This is a genomic window from Streptomyces sp. NPDC054840 (assembly GCF_053611065.1).
Window position 1 is genome coordinate 1 of record NZ_JBSGZP010000007.1, and the last position, 25,081, is coordinate 25,081.

The window sequence follows — 25,081 nt, forward strand, 5'->3', positions numbered from 1 at the left end:
CCCGTAGATCTACGACTTCGAGAGAGAATCACAGACTCATGGCGAACTACACCGCCGCTGACGTCAAGAAGCTCCGCGAGCTCACCGGCGTCGGCATGATGGACTGCAAGAACGCGCTGGTCGAGTCCGACGGCGACGTCGACAAGGCCATCGAGGCCCTCCGCATCAAGGGTCAGAAGGGCGTCGCCAAGCGCGAGGGCCGTTCTGCCGAGAACGGTGCCGTTGCCTCCCTCATCGCCGACGACAACACCTCCGGTGTCCTCGTCGAGCTGAAGTGCGAGACGGACTTCGTCGCCAAGGGCGACAAGTTCCAGGCGGTCACCAACGAGATCGCCGCGCACATCGCCGCGACCTCCCCGGCCGACATCGAGGCGCTGCTCGCGTCCGAGATCGAGCCCGGCAAGACCGTCCAGGCGTTCGTGGACGAGGCCAACGCCAACCTCGGCGAGAAGATCGTCCTGGACCGCTTCGCGCAGTTCACCGGTGGTTACGTCTCGGCGTACATGCACCGCACCATGCCCGACCTGCCGTTCCAGATCGGCGTCCTGGTCGAGCTGGACAAGGAGAACGCCGAGGTCGCCCGCGGCATCGCGCAGCACATCGCGGCGTTCGCCCCGCAGTGGCTGTCCGCCGAGGACGTTCCGGCCGACAAGGTCGAGTCCGAGCGTCGTGTGGCCGAAGAGGTCACCCGCGCCGAGGGCAAGCCCGAGGCTGCCATCGCGAAGATCGTCGAGGGCCGCGTCAACGGCTTCTTCAAGGAGAACACCCTCCTTGGCCAGGCGTACGCGCTGGACAACAAGAAGTCGGTCCAGAAGGTTCTGGACGAGGCCGGTGTCACCCTGGTGCGCTTCGCGCGCATCAAGGTCGGCATCTGAAGTCCGTCCGTACGCGACGGACACCGGACCCCGGTAGGGTCTGAGGCAGTCGTCCGCGCTCGCGCGAGACGACCGCAGATCTGACGAGGAGGCCATTGCCGTAGAGGGAACCGCAAGGACCCACCGGCAATGGCCTTCTTCGTATGTGCACGAGGAGATCTCCATGAATCAGGGCGTGGACCCCCACACCGCATCCGACGACAAGAGCGACCAGGACAAGAAGGGCCGCCGCTTCATGCTGAAGCTGTCGGGCGAGGCCTTCTCCGGTGGCGGAGGACTGGGCGTCGATCCCGACATCGTCCACGCCATCGCGCGTGAGATCGCCGCGGTGGTCCGCGACGGCGCGGAGATCGCCGTCGTGATCGGCGGCGGCAACTTCTTCCGCGGCGCCGAACTCCAGCAGCGCGGCATGGACCGGGCCCGGTCCGACTACATGGGCATGCTCGGTACCGTCATGAACTGCCTCGCCCTCCAGGACTTCCTTGAGAAGGAGGGCATCGACTCCCGCGTCCAGACCGCCATCACGATGGGTCAGGTCGCGGAGCCGTACATCCCGCTGCGTGCCGTGCGGCACCTGGAGAAGGGCCGCGTCGTCATCTTCGGCGCCGGCATGGGCATGCCCTACTTCTCCACCGACACCACGGCCGCCCAGCGCGCCCTGGAGATCGATGCCGAGGCCCTGCTCATGGGCAAGAACGGTGTCGACGGCGTCTACGACTCCGACCCGAAGAAGAACCCGGACGCGGTGAAGTTCGACGCGCTGGAGTACAGCGAGGTCCTCTCCCGCGACCTCAAGGTCGCCGACGCCACCGCGATCACGCTCTGCCGCGACAACAAGCTGCCGATCCTCGTTTTCGAGCTCCTCGCCGAGGGCAATATCGCCCGCGCCGTCAAGGGTGAGAAGATCGGCACGCTCGTGAGCGACCAGGAAACCCGGGCCTGAGCAGTCCGCTGCCGGACCGAGCGAGCCGCAGGTCGGCTCGCCGGCCCCGCCCGCCCGCCTGAACCATCCATTTCTGACATGCAGGAGCACGTGGTGACCGAAGAGATCCTCCTCGAGGCCGAGGAGAAGATGGAAAAGGCCGTCGTCGTCGCCAAGGAAGACTTCGCCGCGATTCGCACCGGCCGTGCGCACCCGGCGATGTTCAACAAGATCGTGGCGGAGTACTACGGCGCCATCACGCCCATCAACCAGCTCGCCTCCTTCTCGGTGCCCGAGCCGCGCATGGCGATCGTGACCCCGTTCGACAAGAGCGCCCTGCGCAACATCGAACAGGCCATCCGCGACTCCGACCTCGGTGTCAACCCGAGCAACGACGGCAGCATCATCCGGGTGACCTTCCCCGAGCTGACGCAGGACCGCCGCAAGGAGTACATCAAGGTCGCGCGCACCAAGGCCGAGGACTCGAAGATCTCGCTCCGCGCCGTCCGCCGCAAGGCCAAGGACGCCCTTGACAAGCTGGTCAAGGACAAGGAGGCCGGCGAGGACGAGGTGCGCCGCGCGGAGAAGGAGCTCGACGACACCACCGCGAAGTACGTCGCGCAGGTGGACGAGCTCCTGAAGCACAAGGAAGCCGAGCTCCTCGAAGTCTGATGAACGACTCTTCCTGGCAGCCGGAGCCGGTTCCGGCGGGTCCCGCATACGATGCGCAGGTGGGCCCGCACACTCGGCCCATGCCCATCGTGCCCGATGCCGCCGGCCGTGACTTCGACGACCGGGAAGCACGCGATCGGGGGGTCACCGCCGACAGTGGCCCCCTCTTCCGTGCCGATACGCCGCCGCAGGAGCCCATGCCCAGCCCCCCGCCCCCGCATGCCCAGCAGCCGCAGGACGCCTCGCCCCCGCCGCCGAAGAAGCGCGCGGGCCGGGATCTGCGTGCCGCCATAGGTGTGGGCGTGGGTCTCGGCGCGGTGATCTTCGCCTCGCTGCTGATCGTCAAGGCCGTCTTCGTCGGTGTCGTCGTCGTCGCGGTCGTCGTCGGCCTGTGGGAGCTCACCTCCCGGCTGCAGGAGCAGAAGGGCATCAAGGCCCCGCTGGTCCCGCTCGCGGTCGGCGGCGCCGCCATGGTCATCGCCGGATACGTCCGGGGGGCCGAGGGCGCCTGGGTCGCCATGGCCCTGACCGTGCTGGCGGTCCTGGTGTGGCGGATGACCGAGCCGCCCGAGGACTATCTGAGGGACGTCACGGCGGGCGCCTTCGCGGCGTTCTACGTGCCCTTCCTGGCCACCTTCGTCGCGATGCTGCTCACCGCCGACGACGGTCCTCAGCGCGTGATCACCTTCCTGCTCCTGACCGTGGTCAGCGACACGGGGGCCTACGCGGTCGGCTGGCGCTTCGGCAAGACCAAGCTCGCGCCGCGTATCAGCCCCGGCAAGACCCGCGAGGGACTGTTCGGCGCGGTGGCCTTCGCGATGGCGGCCGGCGCGCTGTGCATGGAGTTCCTGATCGACGGCGGCTCCTGGTGGCAGGGCCTGCTGCTGGGCCTCGCGGTCGCGGTCAGCGCCACCCTGGGCGACCTGGGCGAGTCGATGATCAAGCGGGACCTCGGGATCAAGGACATGGGCACCCTGCTGCCGGGCCACGGCGGCATCATGGACCGGCTGGACTCCCTGCTTCCGACGGCCCCCGTGGTGTGGCTGCTGCTGGCAGCCTTCGTCGGCACCGGCTGACCCGTCCGGGTTATCCTGGAAAGCGCGCCACTCACAAGTGGTGCGCTTTCCCGTTTCTACGGGATGGACCCGTGAGCTCTCCGGGCACCGGGCGTGCCATCACGTCGACTCCGCCCGTGTGCGGAGATCGCCCGCCTAGGGTTCGTCAGACTTGAGGAGTACCACTCATGGCCCCCCGTCCTGTCCCGGGTGAGCTTACTTTCGTCGCCCCCCGCGGGGCCAAGAAGCCGCCCCGGCACCTCGCCGACCTGACCCCGGCCGAGCGCCGTGAGGCGGTCGCCGCGATCGGCGAGAAGCCCTTCCGGGCCAAGCAGCTCTCGCAGCACTACTTCGCCCGGTACGCGCACGACCCGGCCGAGTGGACCGACATCCCGGCCGGCTCGCGGGAGAAGCTCCAGCAGGAACTGCTGCCGGACCTGATGAGCGTCATCCGGCACATCTCGTGCGACGACGACACCACCCGCAAGACCCTGTGGAAGCTGCACGACGGCACGCTCGTCGAGTCCGTGCTCATGCGCTACCCCGACCGGGTCACCATGTGCATCTCCTCGCAGGCCGGCTGCGGCATGAACTGTCCCTTCTGTGCCACCGGCCAGGCGGGCCTGGACCGCAACCTGTCCACCGCCGAGATCGTGCACCAGATCGTCGACGGCATGCGCTCGCTGCGCGACGGCGAGGTCCCCGGCGGACCGGCCCGGCTGTCGAACATCGTTTTCATGGGCATGGGCGAGCCCCTCGCGAACTACAACCGCGTGGTCGGCGCCATCCGCCGGCTCACCGACCCGGAGCCCGACGGCCTCGGTCTGTCGCAGCGCGGTATCACCGTCTCCACCGTCGGCCTCGTCCCGGCCATGCTGCGCTTCGCCGACGAGGGCTTCAAGTGCCGCCTCGCCGTCTCGCTGCACGCGCCCGACGACGAGCTGCGCGACACCCTCGTCCCCGTGAACACCCGCTGGAACGTCCGCGAGGTGCTCGGCGCGGCCTGGGAGTACGCCGAGAAGTCCGGCCGCCGGATCTCCATCGAGTACGCCCTGATCCGCGACATCAACGACCAGGCCTGGCGCGGTGACCTCCTGGGCAAGCTGCTCAAGGGCAAGCGGGTACACGTCAACCTGATCCCGCTCAACCCGACGCCGGGCTCCAAGTGGACCGCCTCGCGGCCCGAGGACGAGAAGGCCTTCGTGGAGGCCATCGCCCGCCACGGTGTGCCGGTGACCGTACGGGACACCCGGGGCCAGGAGATCGACGGCGCGTGCGGCCAGCTGGCCGCCTCGGAGCGCTGAATTCCACTCTTGTTCGATGCGATTCGGCCACGGGGTACCCTGTGGCCGAACCAATTTCATATTCCGACAGGGGAGCGCCACAGCGCTGAGAGTGCGGTATCCGTCATCCGCAGACCCTCTGAACCTCGCCCCGGTCATTCGGGGTAGGAAGTTCGGTCACCACTCTTGCTGTTGCGCCCTGCCCGGCGTCCGCTCTCGCACAGCGCCGGGCAGGGCCGCGTCTTCTCCTGGACATCCCAGGAGGAATTCACCAATGAGCACCACCAAGAAGATCGCGGGCGCCGCGCTCGCGGCCGCGCTGGGCGTCACCACGCTCAGCGCCTGCGGCGGCGGCGACGCGAAGGACAAGACCGGCGCGAGCGACGCCCCGAAGTCCAAGACCGTCACGCTCGTCTCCCACGACTCCTTCAACGTGACCGAATCGGTCCTCAAGGAATTCGAGCAGCAGAGCGGTTACACGGTCAAGGTACTGAAGTCCGGGGACGCGGGCGCGGCGCTGAACCAGGAGATCCTCACCAAGGGCTCCCCGCGCGGTGACGTCTTCTTCGGCGTGGACAACACGCTCCTGTCGCGTGCCCTCGACAACGGCATCTTCACCCCGTACGAGGCCAAGGGCCTCGCCGAGGTGAAGCCCGAGTACGTGCTCGACAAGGAGCACCGGGTCACTCCGATCGACTCCGGTGACATCTGCGTCAACTACGACAAGGCCTACTTCGCCGAGAAGAAGATCGCCCCGCCGCAGACGCTGGACGACCTGACCAAGCCGGAGTACAAGAACCTGCTGGTCACCGAGAACGCCGCGACCTCTTCGCCGGGCCTCGGCTTCCTGCTCGCCTCCGTCGGCAAGTACGGCGAGGACGGCTGGAAGGACTACTGGAGCAAGCTGAAGGCCAACGGCGTCGAGGTCGTCGACGGCTGGGAGCAGGCCTACAACGAGCGCTTCTCCGGTTCAGTGGGCGGCAAGAAGGCCAAGGGCGACCGCCCGCTGGTCGTCTCCTACGCCTCCAGCCCGCCGGTCGAGGTCCTGTACGGCGAGCCCCAGCCGGCCGAGGCCCCCACGGGCGTCTCCACCGGCACCTGCTTCCGCCAGATCGAGTTCGCGGGTCTGCTCAAGGGTGCCAAGAACGAGGAGGGCGGCAAGGCCCTCGTGGACTTCCTGGTGGGCAAGAAGTTCCAGGAGGACATGCCGCTCCAGATGTTCGTGAACCCTGTGACGAAGGACGCCGCCCTGCCGGAGCTGTTCACCAAGCACGGTGTGGTGGTGGAGAAGCCCGAGAACGTGGCTCCCGAGACCATCGCCAAGAACCGTGAGCAGTGGGTCAAGGCATGGACCGCGCTCGTCGTGAAGTAAGCGGTATCAAGGATCCGGGCGTGGCGTCGGGGGGCGCCGCGCCGGGCTCCGGCCCCCGCGGGGGGGCGCGGGCGACCGCTGTACGGCTCGCCCTGATGGCCGTCCCCCTCGCCTTCTTCGGGCTCTTCTTCGCCTACCCCGTCGCCGCGATCGTCGCGCGCGGCCTGAAGACCGACGAGGGGTGGCAGTTCGGCCGGTTCGCGGAGGTGCCGGCCCGGCCCGACATCGCCGACGTACTGTGGTTCACCACCTGGCAGGCGGTCGCCTCCACCCTGCTCACCCTGCTGATCGCCCTCCCCGCCGCGTACGTCTTCGCGCGCTTCGAGTTCCCGGGCAAGCAGCTGCTGCGCGCCGTGGTGACCGTGCCCTTCGTGCTGCCGACCGTGGTGGTCGGCACCGCCTTCCTCGCACTGCTGGGGCGGGGCGGCCTGCTGGACGAACGGGTGGGAGTCCGGCTCGACACCACCGTCTGGGCGATCCTGCTCGCGCACGTCTTCTTCAACTACGCCGTCGTGGTCCGCACGGTCGGCGGGCTGTGGGCCCAGCTGGATCCGCGTCAGGAGGAGGCCGCCCGGGTACTGGGCGCCGGGCGGTTCACCGCCTGGCGACGGGTGACGCTGCCCGCGCTCGTCCCGGCGGTGGCAGCCGCCTCGCTGATGGTGTTCCTGTTCACCTTCAGCTCCTTCGGTGTCGTACTGATCCTGGGCGGACCCGCCTACTCCACCCTGGAGGTGGAGGTCTACCGGCAGACCGCGCAGCTCCTGGACCTGCCGACGGCGGCCGTCCTGACGATGGTGCAGTTCGCCGCGATCGGCGCGATCCTCGCCGTGCACGCCTGGACCGTGCGCAAGCGCGAGACCGCGCTGCGGCTGGTGGACCCGGGCCGCACCGCCCACCGGCCGCGAGGCTGGGCGCAGCGCACGCTGCTGGCCGGAGTGCTGCTCACCGTCGCGCTGCTGATCGTGCTGCCGCTGGGCGTGCTGGTCGAGCGGTCGTTCGACACCCCCGGCGGCTACGGCCTCGGCTACTACCGGGCCCTGCAGGACGCGGGCGCCGGCGGCGGGACCTTCCTGGTGGCGCCGCTGGAGGCGATCTGGAACTCCCTGCAGTACGCGCTCGCCGCCACCGCGATCGCCCTGGTCGTCGGGGGGCTCGCGACCGCGGCGCTCACCCGGCGCGGGGGCAGCTTCGTACGCGGCTTCGACGCGTTGCTGATGCTGCCGCTCGGGGTGTCCGCGGTGACCGTGGGCTTCGGCTTCCTGATCACCCTGGACGAGCCGCCGCTGGACCTGCGGACCTCCTGGATCCTGGTGCCGCTGGCGCAGGCCCTGGTGGGTGTGCCCTTCGTCGTACGGACCATGCTGCCGGTGCTGCGCGCGGTGGACGGGCGGTTGCGCGAGGCCGCCGCGGTGCTCGGCGCCTCGCCCTTCCGGGCCTGGCGGGAGGTGGACCTTCCGCTGGTGCGGCGGGCGCTGCTGATCGCGGCCGGGTTCGCCTTCGCCGTATCCCTTGGGGAGTTCGGCGCGACCGTTTTCATCGCGCGGGCGGACCGGCCGACGCTACCGGTCGCCGTGGCGCGGCTGCTGGGGCGGGCCGGAGAACTGAACTACGGGCAGGCGATGGCCCTGAGCACGATTCTGATGCTGGTGTGCGCGGTGTCCCTGCTGCTGCTGGAGCGACTGCGGCCCGACAAGACCTCCGGAGAGTTCTGATGACACTGCTTCAGCTGGAGGGGGTGTCGGTCCGCTTCGGTGAGCGCGCGGCCAAGTACGCCCTGGACGGCGTGGACCTCACGGTCGCCGAGCACGAGGTCGTGTGCGTCCTGGGACCGAGCGGCAGCGGCAAGTCCACGCTGCTGCGGGTCGTCGCCGGACTCCAGCAGATGTCCGCCGGCCGGGTGCTGCTCGGCGGGGCCGACCAGGCAGGCGTCCCCGTGCACCGGCGGGGCGTGGGCCTGATGTTCCAGGACCACCAGCTCTTCCCGCACCGCGACGTCGGGTCGAACGTCTCCTTCGGGCTGCGGATGCGGGGAGCCGGACGGGCCTCGTCCGCGGACCGGGTCGCGCGACTGCTGGAACTGGTCGGGCTCCCGGGGGCCGAGGCCCGGGCCGTGGCCTCCCTGTCCGGGGGCGAGCAGCAGCGCGTCGCGCTGGCCCGGGCGCTGGCCCCGTCACCGCGGCTGCTGATGCTCGACGAACCGCTGGGGCAGCTCGACCGGGGGCTGCGCGAGCGGCTCGTGGTGGAGCTGCGGGGGCTGTTCTCCCGGCTGGGCACGACCGTGCTGGCCGTCACGCACGACCAGGGCGAGGCCTTCGCCCTGGCCGACCGGGTGGTGGTCATGCGGGACGGCCGGATCGCGCAGGCCGGGACCCCCCTGGAGGTGTGGCAGCGGCCCGCCTCGGAGTTCGTGGCGCGCTTCCTCGGCTTCGAGAACGTGGTCCCGGCTGTGGTCTCGGGCAACGATGCCGCCACCGCATGGGGCAAGGTCCCGGTACCGGCCGGCTCCCCGGAGGGGGAGCAGAGGCTGCTGATCCGCCCGGCCGGTGTCGTGCTCTGCGCGGCTGGCCTTCGATGCGAGGTGCTGTCCCGTACCTTCCGCGGTACGCACGTCGCGCTGCGGCTGCGGCCGGAGGCGGGGCCGGTGCTGGAGGCCGAGTGCGGGCTGGCGGGGGCGCCGGCCGTGGGGGACCGGGTCGCGGTGACCTTCGCCCCCGCCGAGGTGGTCGTGCTGCCCGAGGAGCCCGCGGCCCGTGGTGTCAGGGCCTAGGGACGGATGCCGTCGCAGGCGATCGGCAGGTGGCGCGGGCCGCGCAGGACCGCGTTCTGACGGTACTGGGGCGGGTCCTCCAGCAGCCGCGGATTCTCCAGCCGACGGGCCAGCTCGCTGAGCGCCAGCTGGGCCTCCTGACGGGCCAGCGGCGCCCCGAAGCAGCTGTGGATCCCGCTGCCGAGGCCGAGGTGCTGGACGTCCTTGCGGTCCGGGTCGAACCGGTCCGGGTCCTCGAAGCGCTTCGGGTCCCGGTTCCCGGAGGCCAGCATCAGCCACAGGGACGCGCCCTTGGGGATGGTGACCCCGGCGACCTCGATGTCGGAGAGGGTGGTGCGCTGGGGCAGCAGCTGCACGGGCGGCTCGTAGCGCAGCAGCTCCTCGACGATCGGAACGGCCAGGTCCGGGTCGTCGCGCAGCCGCGCGAGGACCTCCGGGTGGCGCAGCAGCGTCAGCATGCCGTTGGTGATGAGGTTGACCGTGGTCTCGTGACCCGCGATCAGCAGCAGCGCGGAGGTGCTGAGCGCCTCCATGGTGGTCATCGCCCCGTCCGGGCCGTCGGCCGTCGCCAGCTGCGACAGCATGTCGTCGCCCGGCTTCTTGCGGCGCTCCTCGATCAGCCCGGCCAGGTACATGCCCAGCTCCATACGGGCGTCCATCGCGCCCTTGCCGTGCTGCGTGGGGTCGGCGTCCGGATCGGGGTCCAGGCTGGCGGCCAGGGTCTCCGCCCACACGTGGAAGCGCGGCTCGTCCTCGCGGGGCACACCGAGGAGCCTGCAGATGACCGTGACCGGGAAGGGGTACGCGAACTGGTCGACCAGGTCGATCCGGTCCAGCTGTCCGGTCTCCACGATGCCGTCGATCAGCCCGGAGACGAGCCCGCTCAGCTCGTCGCGCATGTCGTAGACCCGGTGGGGGGCGTGCGGGGGGCCGAACGGCCGGTTCGTCATCCGCCGCAGACGGTCATGGTCGGGCGGGTCGAGCTTGAGGAACGACGGGGGCAGAGTCGTCCCCTCCTCGTCGGACCCGCCTCCCAGCGGGTCGTCGCCGGTCGCCTTCAGGTTCTTGGCGTCGGAGCTGATCCGCGGGTCGTGCAGGAGGCTGTGGATCTCGTAGTACGTGCTGACGACGTACGGGCCGTCCCCGTCCTGGGACACCGGGGTCTTGCGGAGCTCCTCGTACAGCGGGTACGGATTCGCGCGGTTCGCGTAGGCGATGATCTCCCGCAGGATGGCTTGTGTCATGGCAGGTCCTCGTGATCCTCGGGGGAGGGCGCGGTGCGGTCGCGGCGCGGCCGGTGGTGCGCGGGGACGAAGGTCATCGGCCGGGGGTGAAAGTCATCTTCCGGTCGGCCGGCGAGTAGCCGCTCAGCGTGATGGTCGGCCCGTGGGTCGGGACCGACGGGTCGGGGAAGTCGGCCGGCAGCGGCTTGGTTCCGTCGGACCTGCGGTCCACAGTGGAGAACGGTGGCGGGAACGGCGCGGTGGACTCGATCTGCTGCTCGTAGAACGGGAGCCAGCGGCAGTTGTCGAAGGTGACGGCGGCGATCATGCGCCCCTGGTACCCGTACACGGCCGCGAACCGGCGCTCGGCGAGCGAACCCTGCGTGATGAGGAGCTCGGTGCCCATCGGGGGTACCCCGACCGACTTGATGTTCACGCCGAACTGCGAGGACCAGAACGCCGGAACCCACAGGTGGGGACGCCGGTCGATGCTCTCGCTCAGCATGTTGTGCGCGGCGGTGTCGGCCTGTGCGACGGCATTGCCCCAGTGCTCCAGCGAGAGGAACTGGTAACCGAACAGGGCGTGTGGAGAACGGGCCACGTCACCCGCCACATAGATGTCATCGGTGACGATGCCCCGGATGTCGAAGGCCCGGCAGCCCGCGTCGCAGGCGATGCCCCGCGGACCCGCGCCCAGCCCTGAGCCGGCCAGCCACTCGGTGTTGCGCTGCGCGCCGAGGGAGACGACCACCACGTCCGCCTCGATGGTCGACCCGTCGGAGAGGTGCGCGGCGCGGACCTGCCCGGAGGAGTCGCCCTCGAGGGAGGTCACCATGACCCCGGTCCGCAGGTCGACGCCGTTCTCGCGGTGCATCTCGGCCGCCACCGCGCCGATCACCCCGCCGAGCGCACCGACCAGCGGCGCATCGCCCCGCTCGGCGACGGTGACGTCCAGGCCGCGCTCCCGGCACGCGGAGGCGATCTCGGACCCGGTGAACCCGGCTCCGATGACCAGCACCCGGCGGGGATCGGCGGCCAGGGCCCGCTGCAGCCCTTCGCCGTCGTCGCGGGTGCGCAGCACGAAGACACCCTTGAGGGCGCCTTCCTCCGGGTTGGGCCACGGCCGGGCCCGTACGCCGGTGGCGATCAGCAGCCGGTCGTACTCGACCTCGTCGCCGTTGCCGAGCCTGACCCGGCGGGCGGCCATGTCCAGGCCCGTGGCCGCGACCCCGAGGCGCCAGTCGGCGTCGATGGCCCGGCGGCGGGGGAGCGCCGTGTGGTCGGCGACCGCATTGCCCAGCAGGACCTGCTTGGACAGCGGAGGCCGGTCGTACGGCTCGTACGGTTCGTCGCCGATCATCGTCAGCGAACCGGCGAAGCCCTTCTCACGCATGGTTTCGGCGGCCCGCAGACCGGCCAGCGAAGCGCCGACGACAACGATGCGGCCCTCGCGCTTGAGGCGCTCCAGGGATCCGTCGTGTGTTCCTGCGGTCACCGCGCGCCTCCGGAACGAGATCCGGCGCCGGTCGCGGCATCCGGAGTCACCATGGTGGCCATGTCCTCGTCCGTGATCTCCAGGAGGATGGCCTGCACCGGACAGGCGGCCACGGCACGCAGGACGTCCTCACGCTGCGCCGGATCCGCCTGCGGGTTGTAGAGCAGCGACTCGTCGCCGTGCATGGAGAAGACATCGGGAGCGAGGAAGGCGCACTGGGCGTATCCCTGGCAGCGGTTGAGGTCGACGACAAGCCTCATGACGGTTCTGCCTTTCCTTGGCCGTCCCTCCCCGTCACCCCCGGAACCCCGGTTCCTCCCCTTCCCACCAGCATGCATGCGGCACCCACAGGGCGCCTGCCGGAGTAGCGATCCCCAGGTCAGGGCGGATCTGTGGAGGTCGGAGCCCGGCGGGCGGTGCCGCGCCGGGCCCGCAGGACGTACAGGCTGAGGATCAGCGCCCAGCCCGGGAACACCAGCTCGGACCAGGGCACTCCGGAACCGGCCACGAGCAGGACCAGGCCGACGACGGTGCCCAGCAGGACCAGCGGCCGCGGGAAGACGCCGAGCATCCGCCCGATGGTCGAGGTCGCGAGGACGAAGACGGCCGCCATCCGCATGGCGTACGTCGCGAGGAGGGTGTAGGCGTAGTGGCGGCCGAAATTGGAGGGCGTGCCCTCGGCCAGTACCGTGCCCGCCGCCGCGGCGGAGGCGAACAAGGTGGCCACGAAGACGAATCCGCTGCCGAGGAACACGGTGGCGACGAAGCGGTCCTCGGCCGGACCCGTGTGAGCGCGCAGGGCGCCCATGAACCAGAGGAAGAAGATGCCCGCGAAGGGCACGATCTCCAGCGCCACTTGGACCGCCCAGCGCTTGTCCGGGTCGACGGGCGCATCCGCGGCGCTGCCCGACGGGACGGCGATCCGCATCAGGACGGTCGCCGCCCCGAGGAGCAGGGCGAAGGCGATTCCGGCCATCCCGGCTGCGCGTGGCGTATCGAGCCGATCGGTCGTGTAACTCACGGACCCCTCACTCTCTCCCCTGGTCCAGCAAGCGGCAGTCACGGCCGCGCCACCACCGGGAGGCGGCCGACCGGGTGAGGGGGCCCGGCCGGCCGGTGGGTCAGCCGACCGGTTCCGGCACCGGGTCCGCGGCTCCTTCGTCGGCCCCTTCGTGCTTGCCGTACCAGGCGACCGCCACAGCTCCGGCGACGGCCATGACGAAGCCGAGCACCGCGAGCCAGGCCAGTCCGGGGCGGGAGGCGTCACCGAGCCACAGGACGCCGATCGCGCCCGGGAGGACCGTCTCGCCGACCACCAGGGCAGCCGTGGCGCCGTTCACCGAGCCGATCTGGAGGGCGACCGTGTGCAGGTACATGCCGCCGATGCCCGCCACCAGGATGGCGTAGAGGGCCGGGTCGGTGAGGAGGGTGGTGAGGTCGAACGGGTCCACGCCGTTCAGGATCCGGACGCCGACGCCGAGCGCGCCGAAGCCGAGACCCGACAGCAGGCCCGCCAGGATCGCGGCGCCGCCGCCGAGCAGGCGTACGGCCACGGTGCCGCCCACCATCAGCAGCAGGGTGATCCCCAGCAGCCACCAGTGGGTGGACATCGGGGCGTGGTGGCCGCCCTCGTGCCCCGCGGCCGTGGCCAGCAGCACCAGCGCGGTGCAGACGACCCCGATCGAGGTCCATTCTTTCCGGCTCAGCCGGATGCCGAGCATCTTCACGCTCAGCACGGCCGTGATCACCAGATTGGCGCTGATGACCGTCTGGGAGAGGAAGAGGGGCAGCAGGCGGGCGGCCAGGGCCCCGAGCCCGAAGCCCACGAAGTCCAAAATGGTGCCGACGATGAATTCCCAGGTCATCGCCGCTTTCGCGGTGGACGACAGATTGGGGCCGCCGTGGGCGGTCACCCCGGCGGCGGTCGGGGACATGCGTGCGGCGCGGCGCGAGCCGACGGCTTGCAGCACGGACCCCGTGCCGTAGCAGATGGACGCCGCGACAGCGGTCAGCAGGCCTATGAGCACCAAGGGCTCCGTTCACGTCTGGCAGGTTTCGCGTACCTCTGCCAGACGTGAGAACGGGCCGGAAAGTTGCTTCCCGGGCTCAGCTCATCGACGCGAGGACGTCCGGGACCTCGCCCACCGAGTCGACGAGCGCGATCCGGGACTCCATCGCACGGCCGCGTGCCAGTGCCTGGAGCAGGGGCCAGGCGGGGAGGTGCTCGGTCCAGTGGGTGCGGCCGACCAGGATCATCGGGGCAGGCTCGCCCCGGGACTCGTAGTAGTTCGGCGTGGCGTTGTCGAAGATCTCCTGGACCGTGCCCGCCGCGCCGGGAAGGAAGACCACGCCCGCGTGGCAGCGGGCCAGCAGACCGTCCTCACGGGTGGCGTTCGCGAAGTACTTCGCGATGTGCCCCGCGAAGGCGTTCGGCGGCTCGTGCCCGTAGAACCAGGTCGGGATGCCCACCGAGTCCCCGCCGACGGGGAAGCGCTCGCGTACGGCGAAGGCCGCGCCCGCCCACTCGGACACCGACGGCGCGAAGGAGGGCGCCTTGGCCAGCACCTCCAGGGCTTCCGCGAGGGCCTCGTCCGGGGCCGGTGCCAGATAGGCGCCGAGGTTGGCGGCCTCCATCGCACCGGGGCCGCCGCCGGTGGCCACCGTCAGCCCGGACCGGGTCAGCGCCCGGCCCAGCTCGGCCGCACCGCGGTACCGCGTATTGCCGCGGGCCATCGCGTGGCCGCCCATCACGCCCACGACCCGGGCACCGGCGAGGTGCTCGTCGAGGGCGTCGGAGATGGCGTCGTCATGGACGGAACGGAGCATCGAGGAGAAGACGTCGCCGTCGGACTTCGTCTCCTGGAACCAGGAGTACGCCCCGGCGTCCAAGGTGGCCTCGTACCCGTCGGGCAGCCCGGCGAAGAGCTCCTCCGGCGTGTAGAGCAGACCCCGGTACGGGTTGAACGGCAGGTCCGGTACGGGAGGGAAGACCAGCGCGCCGTCGGCGCGGACCTTCGCCGCCGCGTCGGGCTCCATCGCGCAACCCAGGAACACGGCCATCGAGGTGTCGGCGGCGAGCAGCGCGAAGGTCCGATCCAGCAGGTTGACCGACTGGATCCGGTAGCCGCTGAGCGAGCCGCGCGCCGCGACCTGATCGAATTCGGCGAGCGTCTCGATCTCGATGTCCGGGTTGACCATTCGGCCCACCCTAAGGGCTGCTCGTGTCAGCGGGTCAGTGCCAGCGACGTCAGCTGCGCCACACCCCAGCTGAGCGGTACGCACAGGGCCAGGAGCGCGGTGGCCCGCAGACTCGCGGCGGTGCGCAGGACGTTGGAGGGTGCGCCCAGGTCGAGCAGGGCCCTGCGGCCGGGCTCCCGGCTCCGGCGGACCTCCACCACGGATGTGAGAAGGGTCGCGGCGGCGCACAGGGCCACCAGGGCGACGGCCGGCCAGGTCAGCGGGCCCAGCGGGACGGGCAGCCCGCCCCGGTCGCGCAGCGCGAACGCGGTCAGGGCGCCGGCGGCCACCGAGCAGAGCACTCCCAAGGGCGGGCCGATCCGGGGGGCCTCCTCCTGGAGGGTCCGCCCGGCCAGCAGCCGCAGCGCTCCCGGGCGCACGGCCTGGACGAGGCTCCCGCACGCGTACGCGAGCCCCGGTCCGGCGAGGGCGAGCCCGACCGCGGTCAGCGACCAGCCGATGAGCATCCCCGTGTCGCCCCGGCCCGCGTAGGCCGAGGCCGCGAACCCGCAGGCGGTCAGCGCGATGCCCCAGGGCAGTCCGGTCTGGGGGGCCAGCGGTGGGTGCGGGCGAAGGGCGAGGGCGGTGGCGGCCGCGGCGGTCAGTGGGATCAGGGCCAGCAGGGTGAGGGCGGCGGCCACCGGCAGCGGCTGGTCCGCGTGGAGCAGCGCGGCCCCCGTCCCGTCGAACGGCAACCCGGCCAGTTCCCCGCGCAGGTGGAGGAAGACGGCCAGGGCCAGGGCGCTGCCCAGGGCGCAGGCGACGGCGGTGGAGATGGCGGCGACCAGCATGAGGCGGACGGGTCCCAGCCCGGCGGCGTCGAGCCCCTCGCGGGGCTGGGTCGCGGGGTCGGCCCGGGCCACGACGACGGCGAAGTGGACCGTGACGGCCAGCGGGATCAGGGCCCACAGCAGGCGAGGGAACGATCCGGCGGGCCGGGCCACGGCCTCGGCGAGTACATAGAGGAGCAGGAAACCGGTTCCGGCCGAGGCCGCGGCGACGAGGAGCCGCCGCAGCTGGACGAGCGGACGGGAACCGCGGGCTAGGCGGAGAGCGAGCACGCGGCCTGGTCCTCCGGGGTGTCGGCGACGGGGGAGGCGGCAGCACCCGCGAGGCGGCCGTCGAGCAGGGCGATCCGGCGGTCCGCGACGGCCGCGGTGGCCTCGTCGTCGGTGGCCAGCAGCACGGTGATGTCGTGGGAGCGGGCCGCGGTGGTCAGCGTACGGAGCAGCAGGGCCCGCTCGGGGCGGTGCAGAGGAGCGGTGGGCTCGTCGGCGAAGATCACCGCGGGCTCGTTGGCCAGGGCCCGTGCGAGCGCGACCCGCTGGGACTCGGCACGGCTCAGGGCGCCGGGGCGCTTGCGGGCGAGGCCGGCGATGTCGAGGCGGTCCAGCCATTCGCAGGCGGCCTTGCGGGCGCTGCGGTGGGAGGCCCCGGCGAGCAGCAGGGGCAGGGCGGCGTTCTCCCAGACCTTCAGCTCGGGCAGCAGCTGGGGCTCGGGGCCGATCCAGCCGAACCGGTCGCGGCGCAGCCGTTCGCGGATGAGCGCGCCCATGGTGTGCACGGGGAGGCTGTTGAACCAGATCTCTCCCTGCTGGGGTGGCAGCTGCCCGGACAGGCAGCGGAGCAGGGTGGTCTTGCCGCTGCCGTGGGGACCGGTCAGCGCGAGGATCTCGCCCTGGCGGACACCGACGGAGATCTCGACGAGAGCGGGGGAGCCGTCGTGGGAGTAGTGAAGGGACCGAGCCCACAGGACGTCATTGTCAGGCGGGGCATTGTCCGGCGGAGCCACCATGGCTTACACCTCCGTCCGAGGGAACGAAGCGGAGCCGGTCCAAGTCACTGGCGCCGCACTGAGATGTAAAGAGATGAACGTCTTGGATGGTGACAGCACACGGCCCGGACCCCCGCGTTCTCACTCGAACGGAGGATCCGGGCCGGGTTCGGACTGCTGAAGTCCGGGCGGTCCGAGGCCCGGTTACAGCTTGGTCCACGCCTCGGTGAGCACCGAGCGCAGGATGCCTTCGATCTCGTCGAAGGTGCCCTGGTCGGCGATCAGCGGCGGCGCGAGCTGGATGACCGGGTCACCGCGGTCGTCGGCCCGGCAGTAGAGGCCGTTCTCGAAGAGCGCCTTGGAGAGGAAGCCGTAGAGCACGCGCTCGGTCTCCTCGTCCGTGAAGGACTCCTTGGTGTTCTTGTCCTTGACGAGCTCGATGCCGTAGAAGAAGCCGTTGCCGCGGACGTCGCCGACGATGGGCAGGTCGTGCAGCTTCTTCAGGGTCGAGAAGAAGGCGTCCTCGTGGTCCAGCACGTGCTGGTTGAGGCCCTCCTTGTCGAAGATGTCGAGGTTGGCCAGGGCCACCGCCGAGGAGACCGGGTGGCCGCCGAAGGTGTAGCCGTGCAGGAAGGTGTTGTCGCCCTTGTAGAAGGGCTCCGCGAGGCGGTCGGAGATGATGCAGGCGCCGATCGGGGAGTAGCCCGAGGTCATACCCTTGGCGCAGGTGATCATGTCCGGCACGTAGTCGAACTTGTCGCAGGCGAACATCGTGCCCAGACGGCCGAACGCGCAGATCGTCTCGTCGGAGACGAGCAGGACGTCGTACTCGTCGCAGATCTCGCGGACCCGCTGGAAGTACCCGGGCGGCGGCGGGAAGCAGCCGCCGGCGTTCTGCACCGGTTCCAGGAAGACGGCGGCGACGGTGTCGGCGCCCTCGAAGAGGATCTCCTGCTCGATCTGGTCGGCGCACCAGCGGCCGTAGGCCTCGGGGTCGTCGCCGTAGATGGGGGCGCGGTAGATGTTGGTGTTCGGCACCTTGTGCGCGCCGGGGACCAGCGGCTCGAAGGGGGCCTTCAGGGCCGGCAGGCCGGTGATCGACAGGGCGCCCTGCGGGGTGCCGTGGTAGGCGACCGCACGCGAGATGACCTTGTACTTGGTGTGCTTGCCCTGGAGCTTGAAATACTGCTTGGCGAGCTTCCACGCGGTCTCGACGGCTTCGCCGCCACCGGTGGTGAAGAAGACCTTGTTCAGGTCGCCCGGGGCGTAGTGGGCGAGGCGCTCGGCGAGCTCGACGGCCTTGGGGTGCGCGTACGACCAGATCGGGAAGAAGGCGAGTTCCTGAGCCTGCTTGTAGGCGACCTCGGCCAGTTCCTTGCGGCCGTGACCGGCGTTGACCACGAAGAGGCCGGCGAGCCCGTCGAGGTAGCGCTTGCCCTTGTCGTCCCAGATATAGGTGCCCTCACCACGCACGATGGTGGGGACGGGGGAGTTCTCGTACGAAGACATGCGGGTGAAGTGCATCCACAGGTGGTCGTACGCGGTCTTGGAGAGGTCCTGGCTCACGGGCTATCGAGTTCCCCACATGTAGGTCTGCTTCTTCAGCTTCAGATAAACGAAGCTTTCGGTGGATCGCACGCCGGGGAGCGTGCGGATCTTCTTGTTGATGGTTTCGAGCAGGTGGTCGTCGTCCTCGCAGACGATCTCCACCATCAGGTCGAAGGACCCTGCGGTCATGACCACGTATTCGCACTCGGCCATGGCGGTCAGCGCGTCGGCCACCGGGTCGAGGTCGCCCTCGACGTTGATGCCGACCATTGCCTGGCGTCGCAGGCCCACGGTGAGCGGGTCGGTGACGGCGACGATCTGCATGACTCCCTGGTCGAGCAGTTTCTGCACCCGCTGGCGCACGGCCGCCTCGGAGAGGCCTACGGCCTTGCCGATCGACGCATAGGGACGGCGACCGTCCTCCTGCAGTTGCTCGATGATCGCCAGGGACACAGCATCGACCGAAGGGGACGGTTGTCTGTTCCTGGAATCTGCGCTTCGACTGACCACGACCTCACTGTGCACGAGGGTCGTCTGTTCCGCAAGACTGAATCGATGAAATCCGTTGTTTGAGGACTCGGATCTCACTGATTTCGTAGGTGGTGGCGGCTGGGTCTGTCGAAAGCCTCCGCCGAGAGGCTAGGCTTGGTAATCGTCTCAACCATTGGACATGTGATCAGGAGTGTGGCTGTAGTGACCACCGAACTGCGTCGTCTGCGCAACTACATCGGCGGGGAGTTCAAGGACGCCGCCGACGGGCGGACCACCGAGGTGGTGAACCCGGCCACCGGCGAGGTGTACGCCACCGCCCCGCTCTCGGGCCAGGCCGATGTGGACGCCGCCATGGCCGCCGCCGCGGCCGCCTTCCCGGGCTGGCGCGACACCACCCCCGCGGAGCGTCAGAAGGCCCTGCTGAAGATCGCGGACGCGTTCGAGGCGCGCGCGGACGAGCTCGTCGCCGCCGAGTCGGAGAACACCGGCAAGCCGCTGGCCCTCACGGCCAGCGAGGAGCTGCCCCCGATGGTGGACCAGATCCGCTTCTTCGCGGGTGCCGCACGGCTTCTGGAGGGCCGCTCGGCCGGCGAGTACATGGAGGGGATGACCTCGATCATCCGCCGTGAGCCGGTCGGCGTCTGCGCCCAGGTCGCGCCGTGGAACTACCCGATGATGATGGCCGTGTGGAAGTTCGCCCCGGCCATCGCGGCGGGCAACACCGTCGTGCTCAAGCCCTCGGACACCACTCCGGCCTCCACCGTGCTGATGGCGGAGATCATCGACTCGGTGCTGCCCAAGGGTGTCTTCAACGTCATCTGCGGTGACCGCGAGACCGGAAAGGCCATGGTCGAGCACTCCACCCCGGCGATGGCCTCCATCACCGGCTCGGTGCGCGCGGGCATGCAGGTCGCCGAGAGCGCCTCCAAGGACGTCAAGCGCGTCCACCTGGAGCTCGGCGGCAAGGCCCCGGTCGTGGTCTTCGAGGACGCCGACATCGCCAAGGCCGTCGAGGACATCGCTGTCGCCGGCTACTTCAACGCGGGCCAGGACTGCACCGCCGCCACCCGCGTGCTCGTGCACGAGTCGATCCACGACGAGTTCGTGGCCGCACTCGCCAAGGCCGCCGCGGACACGAAGACCGGCCAGCCGGACGACGAGGACGTGCTGTACGGCCCGCTGAACAACCCGAACCAGCTCAAGCAGGTCGCGGGCTTCATCGAGCGCCTTCCCGCCCACGCCAAGGTCGAGGCGGGTGGCCACCAGGTCGGCGAGAAGGGCTACTTCTACGCCCCGACCGTGGTCTCCGGCCTCAAGCAGGACGACGAGATCATCCAGAACGAGGTCTTCGGCCCCGTCATCACCGTCCAGTCCTTCACGAACGAGGGTCAGGCCCTGGAGTACGCGAACGGCGTCGAGTTCGCCCTCGCCTCCTCCGTGTGGACCAAGGACCACGGCCGCGCGATGCGGATGTCCAAGAACCTCGACTTCGGCTGCGTGTGGATCAACACCCACATTCCGCTCGTCGCCGAGATGCCGCACGGTGGCTTCAAGAAGTCCGGCTACGGCAAGGACCTCTCCGCCTACGGCTTCGAGGACTACACGCGCATCAAGCACGTGATGACCTCGCTCGACGGCTGATCGACGCATCGATACAGCACAGCGTTGACGGGGCGGGCAGTAGACAACATGTCTATTGCCCGCCCCCCGGCGTTCCCCGAGGCTGTGCCCAAGCCTGAACTCGCCTTCTCCCGCCGTTCTGCGCTGTACGGCCTCGGTGCCGCGGGCCTGGCGGCGGCCCTCGCCGGCTGCGGCGTGCCCGCCGCCTAGGTTCCCGAGGAAGGGCGCGAGGGTCCGGACCGTTCCGAGCGGGACCGCAGCGTCGCCTTCTCCAACTGGCCGTTCTACATCGACACCGACGAGGAGGACGAGGAGCGCCGCCCGACGCTGGAGGCCTTCGCGGAGCAGACCGGTATCGAGGTCCGGTGCACCGAGGAGATCAACGACAACGACGAGTTCTTCGGCAAGGTGAGTCCCGCCCTGATGAACCGGCAGGAGACCGGCCACGACCTGATCGTGGTCAGCGACTGGATGGCCGCCCGCTTCGTCCACCTGGGCTGGGCACCCACAAAGCCAATGCCGAAGCCCTCATCGACCACTACTACGCCCCCGAGGTGGCCGCTTCCCTCGCCGCCTCGGTCAACTACGTCTGCCCCGTCCCGGCCGCCCGGGAGGTCCTGGCCGCCTCCGACGACCAGGAGACCGCCGAACTCGCCGAGAACCCGCTGATCTTCCCGGACGACGACATGCGCAAGCGGCTGGTCGTGGCCCGGGGCATCTCCTCGGCCGAGCGCCGGTCCCTCGCCAAGCGCTGGAACGCGATCGTCGGACTCTGACCGGCTCGGCCCGAGATTGAACGCGTTCAGCAATTTGGCTGAACGTGTTCAGAAATGGGCGTAGGCTTCCTTTCATGAGCGAGAGAAGCGCCCTTCAGCGGCGGATCCGTGCCTGGTTGACCCTGTTCCTGATCTGCCTGGTGCTCAGCGGCCTGACGGCCTTCCCCCTGGTCAGCGAGCTCCGCTGGGCCAATGCCCTGATCGACCACGAGTGGCTGCGACGGGTGGGCGACGGACTGGAGCGGGCCGACGCCGACCACCCCTTCCTCCTCTACGGAACCGACTGGCTCGCCTTCGCCCACCTCGTCATCGCCGTCTTCTTCTACGGGGTCCACCGCGACCCGGTCCGCAACATCTGGATCGTCGAGGCCGGCATGATCGCCTGCGCCGGAGTGATACCGCTGGCCCTGATATGCGGCCCGATCCGGGGAATCCCCTTCTGGTGGAGTGTCATCGACATGTCGTTCGGCGTCTTCGGGGTGATCCCCCTGCTGGTGCTCCGCCGCATGATCAAGCGCCTCGAAGCGATGCCGGCCTGATGCCTACGTCCAGCAGCGCCACATCCGGAGCGAGCCGGGCCACCGCCTCCGCCGCCGCCGCGCCGTCCCCCACCTCCGCCACGACCTCGATGTCCTCCTGGACGTCCAGGATCATGGCGAAGCCGCTGCGCACCAGCTCCTGGTCATCGGCCACCACCACACGGATCGTCAATTCCCCATCCCGAGCGGCGAGGTTGCATGGACACCCGCACCGCGTACCCGACCCCGTCCGGGCCCGGGCCGCACTCGGCAGTTCCGCCGTGGGCCGCCGCCCGCTCGCGGATGCCGATCAGCCCGTGCCCGCCCGAGGCGCCGGCGGGCCCCCGGCCGTCGTCCGTGACCGTCACGGTGACGGCTGCACGAGCAGGGTCAGGCCCAGGTCCTGCCACCGCGGATCGGCGCCGCGGATCCCCTCCCGGAGGGCCCGTATCACCACCCGAGGCCGGCCCGTACGGCCGCCAGCGTGTCCAGCCGGTTCGTGGTGATCGAGTCGACCCCCGCCGTGACGAGGCCCTTCATCGTCCGCTTGGTGTCGGCGGTCCAGGCGGCCACCAGCAGACCGTCCCGGTGGAGCGCGTCCACCAGCTCCCGGCTCACCAGCCCGAAGCGGTAGTTGAGCCAGCGTGGCGCCATGGCGTCGATCAGCGACCGCCGCGGCGGCGAGAGCGAGGTCCAGGTCAGCGCGATCTCCGCGGCCGGGTCGGCGGCGCGGACCGCCAGCATCGTGTTCGGCCCCGCGCAGTAGTAGGTGCGTTCGCGCGCCCCGCACTCGCGGACCTCGCCCACGACGATGCGTACCGCTTCGGGTGTCGCGGCGGGGAGGTCGAGCATCAGCCGGCCCGCCCCGGCGGTCGTCAGGGCGTCGCGCAGGGTGGGGACTCCACCCAGTGTCAGCGCCTGCAGCTGTGGGGCCGTGACGTCGTCGAGGCGTACGTCGTGGCCCCACAGCCGCTGGAGCGTCTCGTCGTGGAGCAGGACCGGCACTCCGTCCCGGGTCAGCCGTACGTCGATCTCGACGGCGTCCGCCCCGCGCGCGAAGGCGGACCGGATCGAGGCCAGGGTGTTCTCACGGACACGGTAGGGATCGCCGCGGTGGCCGACGGCAGTCAGAGAGCTCATGTCCCCATTCTCAGGTGCGCAGTTGCCGGGGAGGTGTCAGCGCGCGAGCCATTCGGCGGTGTACGTGTCGATCTCCGCGTTCAGCTTCGCCTTGCCGGCCGGGTCCAGGAAGGAGGCCTCGACGGCGTTCTTGGCGAGCTGCGCGAGCCCGCTCTCGTCGAGGTCGAGGAGGCGGGCTGCCACCGCGTACTCGTTGTTGAGGTCGGAGCCGAACATCGGCGGGTCGTCGCTGTTGATGGTGACGAGCACGCCCGCCGCGACCATCTCCTTGACGGGGTGCAGGTCGAGGTCGGTCACCGCGCGGGTGGCGATGTTGGAGGTCGGGCAGACCTCCAGCGCGATCCGGTGCTCGGCGAGGTACGCGAGCAGCTCCGGGTCCTGGGTGGCGCTGGTGCCGTGGCCGATGCGTTCGGCGCCGAGCTCGCGGATGGCGTCCCAGATCGTCTCCGGGCCGGTGGTCTCGCCGGCGTGCGGGACGCTGCGCAGACCGGCGGCGCGGGCGGCGTCGAAGTACGGCTTGAACTGCGGGCGCGGGACGCCGATCTCGGGGCCGCCGAGGCCGAAGGAGACCAGGCCCTCGGGGTGCAGGTCGACGGCGAGCCGGGCGGTCTCGGCGGCGGCCTCCAGGCCGGCCTCGCCGGGGATGTCGAAGCACCAGCGCAGGATGACGCCGAGTTCGGTCTCGGCCGCCCGGCGGGCGTCCTCGATGGCCTCCATGAAGGCCTTCTCGTCGATGCCGCGGCGGGTGGAGGAGTACGGGGTGATGGTCAGCTCGGCGTAACGGATGTTCTGCCGGGCCATGTCGCGGGCGACTTCGAAGGTGAGGGTGCGCACGTCGTCCGGGGTGCGGACCAGGTCGACCACCGACAGGTAGACCTCGATGAAGTGCGCGAAGTCGGTGAAGGTGAAGTAGTCGGCGAGGGCCTCGGGGTCGGTGGGGACCTTCGAGTCGGGGTGCCGGGAGGCGAGCTCGGCCACGATGCGCGGGGATGCCGAGCCGACGTGGTGGACGTGGAGTTCGGCCTTGGGCAGCCCCGCGATGAAGGGGTGCAGGTCGGTCATGGGGGATGCCTCCGGGAGGACGCGGGTGCGGGCAGGTCGGGATTCATCGTAGGCACGCCCGTGACTGTCGGTGGCAGCGCTTAGCATGGCTGTACGAGAGGGGGGCGCCGTATGACCGACAGCAGTCCCGAGCCGCGAGACCCGTGGGCGCCGCCGGAGCGGCCGGCGGTCGAGCTGGGCAAGTCGCAGGGTGGCCAGGGCACGCCGCGCGTGTCGGGCCCGCCGTCCGTGCACGACCAGCCGACGCTCGCCGGGATGCCGGGCGACCAGTTCCCCCCGTCCGCGCAGGCTCCGGCTTCCGCCCCGACGCCGACGCCGGCCCCGATGCCGACGACCGGGCCGCCCGCGTCCGCGGCGTACGGGTATCCGGCCCAGCCCGGCTACGGGTTCCCGGGCGACGCGGGATACCCCGCGCAGCCCGGCCTGTCGGGGTATCCCGGATATCCGGGATATCAGGGGTACCCCGGCCAGGGTGCGTATCCGCCCTACGGGGCGCAGCGCAGCAACGGCTTCGGCATCACCGCGCTCGTCCTCGGGATCCTCGCGGTCGTCGGCTGCATCACGAGCTTCTTCGCGATAGCGCTCGGGATAGCGGCGGTCGTCTTCGGCGCCCTGGGCCGCGGCAAGGCGAGCCGCGGCGAGGCGGACAACGGCGGGATGGCGCTCGCCGGGATCATCCTGGGCGCGATCGGCATCGTGCTGGGCGCCGTGATGCTCGCGATCGTATTCGCCGGCTTCATGGAGCGGGGGTCGGACGACGACTCGCCCTACGACAGCCCCTATGACAACTCCCAGGTACGCGAGAAGGTTTGAGGGGGCCGCCTCAAGGCCCGTCCGTGACGCCCGCCTCCAGCCGCGCCTTCACGTACTCGGCGGCGGCGCCGACGAGCGAGGCGGTCCGCATGTCGGCGGCCCCGCGGAGCCGGCCCAGCAGGCCGGCCGTCCAGGCGGGATCCTCGACGGCGGGGGTGCGCACGAGCGTCTCGAAGCGGTCGTCGCGCGCTCGCCGCTCTCATGGAACGTCTGCCGCGTCACGGAGTCGGCGACGGCGAGCAGGAACAGTTCGGAGCGCGGATCGCGCCGGTGGCCCGGACCGCCCGGGGCGGTACGAGCCCGCCCGGCGGTCCGGATCGGCGAAGTCGGAGAGGTGGGCACGGACTTGGTCGCGCGCAGGTTGAAACGAGCCATGTGACCGCCGAGCTGAGCTACCGGCCGAGGCCGGGCGGGATACGAACCCGCGACCCGTCGAT

General features: G+C 70.4%; 23 protein-coding genes and 3 pseudogenes. 12 read left to right on the forward strand and 14 right to left on the reverse strand.

All coding sequences use genetic code 11. From position 1 onward, the window contains the following. Window positions 1-38: 38 nt before the first annotated feature. The 8 genes from tsf (at window position 39) to ACWGIU_RS01365 (ending at window position 8,946) form a co-directional block, all read left to right on the forward strand. The gene (gene tsf / locus ACWGIU_RS01330) at window positions 39-875 is read left to right on the forward strand and encodes a translation elongation factor Ts (protein ID WP_453701647.1); all 837 of its coding nucleotides are present in this window, start codon (window positions 39-41) and stop codon (window positions 873-875) included. A 163-nt stretch (window positions 876-1,038) separates the two neighbouring features. After that, on the forward strand, window positions 1,039-1,818 hold the full coding sequence (pyrH, locus tag ACWGIU_RS01335) for a UMP kinase (RefSeq protein WP_453701648.1): 780 nt from the start codon (window positions 1,039-1,041) through the stop codon (window positions 1,816-1,818). Window positions 1,819-1,911: 93 nt separating this feature from the next. Next, window positions 1,912-2,469, forward strand: a complete 558-nt coding sequence (gene frr / locus ACWGIU_RS01340) for a ribosome recycling factor (protein ID WP_030016386.1) — start codon at window positions 1,912-1,914, stop codon at window positions 2,467-2,469. Next, entirely contained in the window at window positions 2,469-3,545 is a 1,077-nt protein-coding gene (locus tag ACWGIU_RS01345; RefSeq protein WP_453701649.1) for a phosphatidate cytidylyltransferase, read from the forward strand. The genes frr and ACWGIU_RS01345 overlap by 1 nt, the downstream gene beginning before the upstream one ends. Window positions 3,546-3,712: 167 nt before the next feature. Then, a complete protein-coding gene (rlmN, locus tag ACWGIU_RS01350) occupies window positions 3,713-4,828 on the forward strand; it encodes a 23S rRNA (adenine(2503)-C(2))-methyltransferase RlmN (RefSeq protein ID WP_453701650.1) in 1,116 nt (371 codons plus the stop codon). 253 nt (window positions 4,829-5,081) lie between these two features. After that, window positions 5,082-6,179 (forward strand): thiamine ABC transporter substrate-binding protein, encoded by a 1,098-nt coding sequence (locus ACWGIU_RS01355; RefSeq protein ID WP_453701651.1) that lies wholly within the window; start codon window positions 5,082-5,084, stop codon window positions 6,177-6,179. A gap of 95 nt (window positions 6,180-6,274) precedes the next feature. After that, window positions 6,275-7,891, forward strand: a complete 1,617-nt coding sequence (locus ACWGIU_RS01360) for an ABC transporter permease (RefSeq protein WP_453701676.1) — start codon at window positions 6,275-6,277, stop codon at window positions 7,889-7,891. Next, window positions 7,891-8,946, forward strand: coding sequence for an ABC transporter ATP-binding protein (locus ACWGIU_RS01365; protein ID WP_453701652.1), 1,056 nt, complete (start codon window positions 7,891-7,893; stop codon window positions 8,944-8,946). Before ACWGIU_RS01360 ends, ACWGIU_RS01365 begins: the two co-directional genes overlap by 1 nt. On the opposite strand, the gene ACWGIU_RS01370 is transcribed toward ACWGIU_RS01365, so the two are convergent. The 10 genes from ACWGIU_RS01370 to ACWGIU_RS01415 all read right to left on the reverse strand — a co-directional run bounded on the left by ACWGIU_RS01370 (window position 8,943) and on the right by ACWGIU_RS01415 (window position 18,748). Beyond that, entirely contained in the window at window positions 8,943-10,190 is a 1,248-nt protein-coding gene (locus ACWGIU_RS01370; protein ID WP_453701653.1) for a cytochrome P450, read from the reverse strand. The two genes, ACWGIU_RS01365 and ACWGIU_RS01370, sit on opposite strands and share 4 nt — an antisense overlap. 73 nt (window positions 10,191-10,263) lie before the next feature. Further along, a complete protein-coding gene (locus tag ACWGIU_RS01375; protein WP_453701654.1) occupies window positions 10,264-11,664 on the reverse strand; it encodes an NAD(P)/FAD-dependent oxidoreductase in 1,401 nt (466 codons plus the stop codon). Next, window positions 11,661-11,924, reverse strand: a complete 264-nt coding sequence (locus ACWGIU_RS01380; RefSeq protein WP_453701655.1) for a ferredoxin — start codon at window positions 11,922-11,924, stop codon at window positions 11,661-11,663. Before ACWGIU_RS01380 ends, ACWGIU_RS01375 begins: the two co-directional genes overlap by 4 nt. 119 nt (window positions 11,925-12,043) lie before the next feature. Next, entirely contained in the window at window positions 12,044-12,685 is a 642-nt protein-coding gene (locus ACWGIU_RS01385; protein WP_453701656.1) for a hypothetical protein, read from the reverse strand. A gap of 100 nt (window positions 12,686-12,785) precedes the next feature. Continuing rightward, window positions 12,786-13,691, reverse strand: coding sequence for a hypothetical protein (locus tag ACWGIU_RS01390; RefSeq protein ID WP_453701657.1), 906 nt, complete (start codon window positions 13,689-13,691; stop codon window positions 12,786-12,788). 79 nt (window positions 13,692-13,770) lie between these two features. After that, window positions 13,771-14,862 (reverse strand): LOG family protein, encoded by a 1,092-nt coding sequence (locus ACWGIU_RS01395; protein ID WP_453701658.1) that lies wholly within the window; start codon window positions 14,860-14,862, stop codon window positions 13,771-13,773. 26 nt (window positions 14,863-14,888) lie between these two features. Further along, window positions 14,889-15,962 (reverse strand): hypothetical protein, encoded by a 1,074-nt coding sequence (locus ACWGIU_RS01400; protein ID WP_453701659.1) that lies wholly within the window; start codon window positions 15,960-15,962, stop codon window positions 14,889-14,891. After that, window positions 15,944-16,696 carry an ABC transporter ATP-binding protein gene (locus ACWGIU_RS01405; RefSeq protein WP_453701660.1) on the reverse strand — a complete coding sequence of 251 codons (753 nt, stop codon included), beginning with the start codon at window positions 16,694-16,696 and terminating at the stop codon, window positions 15,944-15,946. The genes ACWGIU_RS01400 and ACWGIU_RS01405 overlap by 19 nt, the downstream gene beginning before the upstream one ends. 183 nt (window positions 16,697-16,879) lie before the next feature. Continuing rightward, complete coding sequence (locus ACWGIU_RS01410) at window positions 16,880-18,241, reverse strand: aspartate aminotransferase family protein (protein ID WP_453701661.1); 1,362 nt, start codon at window positions 18,239-18,241, stop codon at window positions 16,880-16,882. A gap of 3 nt (window positions 18,242-18,244) precedes the next feature. Next, the gene (locus ACWGIU_RS01415) at window positions 18,245-18,748 is read right to left on the reverse strand and encodes an Lrp/AsnC family transcriptional regulator (protein ID WP_007266859.1); all 504 of its coding nucleotides are present in this window, start codon (window positions 18,746-18,748) and stop codon (window positions 18,245-18,247) included. Between the two features lie 168 nt (window positions 18,749-18,916). Here ACWGIU_RS01415 and ACWGIU_RS01420 point away from each other — a divergent pair, with 168 nt between their 5' ends. The 3 genes and pseudogenes from ACWGIU_RS01420 (at window position 18,917) to ACWGIU_RS01430 (ending at window position 21,650) form a co-directional block, all read left to right on the forward strand. Next, window positions 18,917-20,356 carry a gamma-aminobutyraldehyde dehydrogenase gene (locus ACWGIU_RS01420; protein WP_453701662.1) on the forward strand — a complete coding sequence of 480 codons (1,440 nt, stop codon included), beginning with the start codon at window positions 18,917-18,919 and terminating at the stop codon, window positions 20,354-20,356. Window positions 20,357-20,404: 48 nt separating this feature from the next. Beyond that, window positions 20,405-21,111 (forward strand): annotated as a pseudogene (locus ACWGIU_RS01425) (hypothetical protein). 74 nt (window positions 21,112-21,185) lie between these two features. Then, window positions 21,186-21,650 (forward strand): hypothetical protein, encoded by a 465-nt coding sequence (locus tag ACWGIU_RS01430; RefSeq protein WP_453701663.1) that lies wholly within the window; start codon window positions 21,186-21,188, stop codon window positions 21,648-21,650. A 4-nt stretch (window positions 21,651-21,654) separates the two neighbouring features. On the opposite strand, the pseudogene ACWGIU_RS01435 reads toward ACWGIU_RS01430, so the two are convergent. The 3 genes and pseudogenes from ACWGIU_RS01435 to ACWGIU_RS01445 form a co-directional block, all read right to left on the reverse strand. Continuing rightward, window positions 21,655-21,822: pseudogene (locus ACWGIU_RS01435) on the reverse strand (response regulator transcription factor); the annotation flags it as partial. Window positions 21,823-22,079: 257 nt separating this feature from the next. After that, window positions 22,080-22,769 carry a glycerophosphodiester phosphodiesterase gene (locus tag ACWGIU_RS01440; RefSeq protein WP_453701664.1) on the reverse strand — a complete coding sequence of 230 codons (690 nt, stop codon included), beginning with the start codon at window positions 22,767-22,769 and terminating at the stop codon, window positions 22,080-22,082. Window positions 22,770-22,805: 36 nt separating this feature from the next. Further along, entirely contained in the window at window positions 22,806-23,831 is a 1,026-nt protein-coding gene (locus tag ACWGIU_RS01445) for an adenosine deaminase (protein WP_453701665.1), read from the reverse strand. A 111-nt stretch (window positions 23,832-23,942) separates the two neighbouring features. On the opposite strand from ACWGIU_RS01445, the gene ACWGIU_RS01450 reads away from it, so the two are divergent. After that, window positions 23,943-24,644 (forward strand): DUF4190 domain-containing protein, encoded by a 702-nt coding sequence (locus tag ACWGIU_RS01450; RefSeq protein ID WP_453701666.1) that lies wholly within the window; start codon window positions 23,943-23,945, stop codon window positions 24,642-24,644. Window positions 24,645-24,657: 13 nt separating this feature from the next. On the opposite strand, the pseudogene ACWGIU_RS01455 reads toward ACWGIU_RS01450, so the two are convergent. Further along, a pseudogene (locus tag ACWGIU_RS01455) lies at window positions 24,658-25,019 on the reverse strand (TROVE domain-containing protein); the annotation flags it as partial. Between the last annotated feature and the right edge of the window lie 62 nt (window positions 25,020-25,081).

Excerpts from the sequence above, each read along its gene's own strand:
- tsf (WP_453701647.1), top strand. The coding sequence starts at position 39 with ATGGCGAACTACACCGCCGCTGACGTCAAGAAGCTCCGCGAGCTCACC.
- pyrH (WP_453701648.1), top strand. The coding sequence starts at position 1,039 with ATGAATCAGGGCGTGGACCCCCACACCGCATCCGACGACAAGAGCGAC.
- ACWGIU_RS01345 (WP_453701649.1), top strand. The coding sequence starts at position 2,469 with ATGAACGACTCTTCCTGGCAGCCGGAGCCGGTTCCGGCGGGTCCCGCA.
- rlmN (WP_453701650.1), top strand. The coding sequence starts at position 3,713 with ATGGCCCCCCGTCCTGTCCCGGGTGAGCTTACTTTCGTCGCCCCCCGC.
- ACWGIU_RS01355 (WP_453701651.1), top strand. The coding sequence starts at position 5,082 with ATGAGCACCACCAAGAAGATCGCGGGCGCCGCGCTCGCGGCCGCGCTG.
- ACWGIU_RS01360 (WP_453701676.1), top strand. The coding sequence starts at position 6,275 with ATGGCCGTCCCCCTCGCCTTCTTCGGGCTCTTCTTCGCCTACCCCGTC.
- ACWGIU_RS01365 (WP_453701652.1), top strand. The coding sequence starts at position 7,891 with ATGACACTGCTTCAGCTGGAGGGGGTGTCGGTCCGCTTCGGTGAGCGC.
- ACWGIU_RS01370 (WP_453701653.1), bottom strand. The coding sequence starts at position 10,190 with ATGACACAAGCCATCCTGCGGGAGATCATCGCCTACGCGAACCGCGCG.
- ACWGIU_RS01380 (WP_453701655.1), bottom strand. The coding sequence starts at position 11,924 with ATGAGGCTTGTCGTCGACCTCAACCGCTGCCAGGGATACGCCCAGTGC.
- ACWGIU_RS01395 (WP_453701658.1), bottom strand. The coding sequence starts at position 14,862 with ATGGTCAACCCGGACATCGAGATCGAGACGCTCGCCGAATTCGATCAG.
- ACWGIU_RS01405 (WP_453701660.1), bottom strand. The coding sequence starts at position 16,696 with ATGGTGGCTCCGCCGGACAATGCCCCGCCTGACAATGACGTCCTGTGG.
- ACWGIU_RS01430 (WP_453701663.1), top strand. The coding sequence starts at position 21,186 with ATGAGCGAGAGAAGCGCCCTTCAGCGGCGGATCCGTGCCTGGTTGACC.
- ACWGIU_RS01440 (WP_453701664.1), bottom strand. The coding sequence starts at position 22,769 with ATGAGCTCTCTGACTGCCGTCGGCCACCGCGGCGATCCCTACCGTGTC.
- ACWGIU_RS01445 (WP_453701665.1), bottom strand. The coding sequence starts at position 23,831 with ATGACCGACCTGCACCCCTTCATCGCGGGGCTGCCCAAGGCCGAACTC.
- ACWGIU_RS01450 (WP_453701666.1), top strand. The coding sequence starts at position 23,943 with ATGACCGACAGCAGTCCCGAGCCGCGAGACCCGTGGGCGCCGCCGGAG.